The 2,497-nt window shown below is 61.4% G+C and carries 2 protein-coding genes; one reads left to right on the forward strand and one right to left on the reverse strand.

The features are described from left to right. Positions 1 to 70: 70 nt before the first annotated feature. Positions 71 to 1,090 (reverse strand): DUF4917 family protein, encoded by a 1,020-nt coding sequence (locus HT737_RS22440; protein WP_182404027.1) that lies wholly within the window; start codon positions 1,088 to 1,090, stop codon positions 71 to 73. A 153-nt stretch (positions 1,091 to 1,243) separates the two neighbouring features. Here HT737_RS22440 and yiaY point away from each other — a divergent pair, with 153 nt between their 5' ends. Continuing rightward, complete coding sequence (gene yiaY, locus HT737_RS22445; protein WP_047292221.1) at positions 1,244 to 2,392, forward strand: L-threonine dehydrogenase; 1,149 nt, start codon at positions 1,244 to 1,246, stop codon at positions 2,390 to 2,392. The last annotated feature ends 105 nt before the right edge of the window (positions 2,393 to 2,497 follow it).

The raw sequence follows: 2,497 nt of genomic DNA on the forward strand, positions 1-2,497 counted from the left end.
CTCGCTCCCACAGTAGTTCGCGTTCCAATGTGGGAGCGAGCTTGCTCGCGAAGGCGTCAGTCCGGTTACATCAAACCTCGACCGGCACTGAAAGCTTCGGATTGCCCAACGCATGCGTCTTCGCATCAAAGAACCGCAACTCAACTCCGGTGCCCTCGAACACCTTCGTGTAGTGCCGTTTCTGATGCTGAATGAACGCCGCACTGCGCGGATAGATCGAGATCGCCACGCTCGCCGGTTTCGCCAAGCGCAGCGCCCGCACGATGTGCGCATCCTGCTCGCCCAAGGCATGACCGAAGATGCACAGGTTATCCGCGTGCCCCAATAACTGTTCATAACAGAACGACAGATAATCCGAACTGCGGATGGTCTTGAGCTTGTCCGCGCTCGGCCCTTCGGTGACGAACAGCGGCACGTCGTCCAGCGTCTTGATCGTGTTGTTGATCGCAAAACTGCCGAGCAGGGTGCCCTCGGTCGAGGTCAGTTTGCGCGCGGTGCCGTCCTGGTTGCGCACCAGGTGCAGACCGCCGTGCAGGTACAGCAGACGCGGTTTGGCGCTGGTGCTGTCGCTCAGATCAAAACTGGCGTCGGGGCCGTTGAACAGGTCGTCGATGACCTCGCTGCGGTGCTGGATCGCCCAGTAGTTGAGCAGATCGTAATTGGTGGTGAACACCGTGTGATAACGCGCCAGCTCTTGGTTGAGCGTGGCCAGGGTCGAGGCCTGCAACAGCCGCCACGGAATGTGTACGGCGTGCACGGTATTGATCAGTGCTTCCTTGATCGCGTAATAGCGATTGCGCGGTGCCGCCGAGCTGACGGCCAGCGCTTTGTTGACCCGACTGGTGGTTTTCAGTGCACCGAGCACCTGCTCGAAGCTGCGCGTCTGCATCGCATCGAACACGCTCAGCTCCGACGGGCTCAGTGGTTTCTCTTCCACCGTGCGCGCGTTTTCGAACAGCGAGTCGTAGCCGAAGTCGTCCCACACCGCGCGGCTGGCGCCGTTGCCCACCAGCAGACCGCTGAAGTCAGTGGTGGCACGCAGGGCGCTCCAGTCTTCGAGGGTGGCGTCGACATCCAGAAAATCGGTCATTGCGTGGGCAGTCTCAAAACAAAGGGCGGATGGACGGCGACTTTATCACGAGCGGGCGTTGAGCCAGATCAACATCAGCCGTGACCGATCAGTCGATCCTGTGCACATCCGCCGGATCGGAGCAGTCGATTCGGCCCCAGTCAGGAGACGCGCATGAGCAGCACCTTTTTCATTCCGGCCGTAAACATCATGGGCAATGGATGCCTCGACGAGGCCATGGTTGCGATCCGCAACTATGGGTTTCGCAAGGCGCTGATCGTCACCGACGCGGGGCTGGCCAAGGCTGGCGTGGCGACCATGGTCGCCGAGAAGCTGGCGATGCAGGACATCGACTCGGTGATCTTCGATGGCGCCAGACCGAACCCGAGCATCGCCAACGTCGAATCCGGGCTGGCGCTGCTCAAGGACAGTCGCTGCGATTTCGTGGTGTCGCTGGGCGGCGGCTCGCCCCATGACTGCGCCAAGGGCATCGCCCTGTGTGCGACCAACGGCGGGCAGATCCGCGACTACGAAGGCGTCGATCAATCGAGCAAGCCGCAGTTGCCGCTGATCGCCATCAACACCACCGCCGGCACCGCCAGCGAGATGACCCGTTTCTGCATCATCACCGACGAATCGCGTCACGTGAAAATGGCCATTGTCGATCGCAACGTGACGCCGTTGCTGTCAGTCAACGACCCGGCGCTGATGGTTGCCATGCCGAAAAGCCTGACTGCCGCCACCGGCATGGACGCGCTGACCCACGCCATCGAAGCTTACGTTTCGACGGCGGCCAACCCGATCACCGATGCCTGCGCGCTGAAGGCCATGACCCTGATCAGCAACAACCTGCGCCTGGCCGTGCGGGACGGCAGCGACCTCGCGGCGCGGGAGAACATGGCTTACGCGCAGTTCCTCGCGGGCATGGCGTTCAACAATGCGTCCCTCGGTTATGTGCATGCGATGGCGCACCAGTTGGGCGGTTTCTACGACTTGCCTCATGGCGTGTGCAACGCCGTGCTGCTGCCGCATGTGCAGACCTTCAACGCACTGGTCTGTGCCGAACGCCTGACCGACGTCGCCCACGCCATGGGCGCGGACATCCGTGGTTTCAGTGCGGAGGAGGGTGCAAAAGCCGCGATTGATGCGATCCGTTGCCTGGCCAGAGACGTCGAAATTCCTGGTGGTCTGCGTGATCTGGGCGCCAAGTGCACCGACATTCCGGTGCTCGCCACCAACGCGCTGAAAGATGCCTGCGGCTTCACCAACCCACGGGCGGCGGATCAGCGGCAGATCGAGGAGATTTTCCGCAACGCGTTTTGATAGGCGTCGTTCTGATATTTTTAGCCGAGCTCTCCGGTCCCTTCGCGAGCAGGCTCGCTCCCACATTTTTGAACGCCTTTGAGTTGAAGCAATGCGATCTCTGTG

The organism is Pseudomonas sp. MD195_PC81_125 (assembly GCF_014060985.1).
Lineage (GTDB): Bacteria > Pseudomonadota > Gammaproteobacteria > Pseudomonadales > Pseudomonadaceae > Aquipseudomonas > Aquipseudomonas parakoreensis.

Coding starts and splice junctions, on each gene's coding strand:
- yiaY (WP_047292221.1), top strand. CDS start 1,244: ATGAGCAGCACCTTTTTCATTCCGGCCGTAAACATCATGGGCAATGGA.
- HT737_RS22440 (WP_182404027.1), bottom strand. CDS start 1,090: ATGACCGATTTTCTGGATGTCGACGCCACCCTCGAAGACTGGAGCGCC.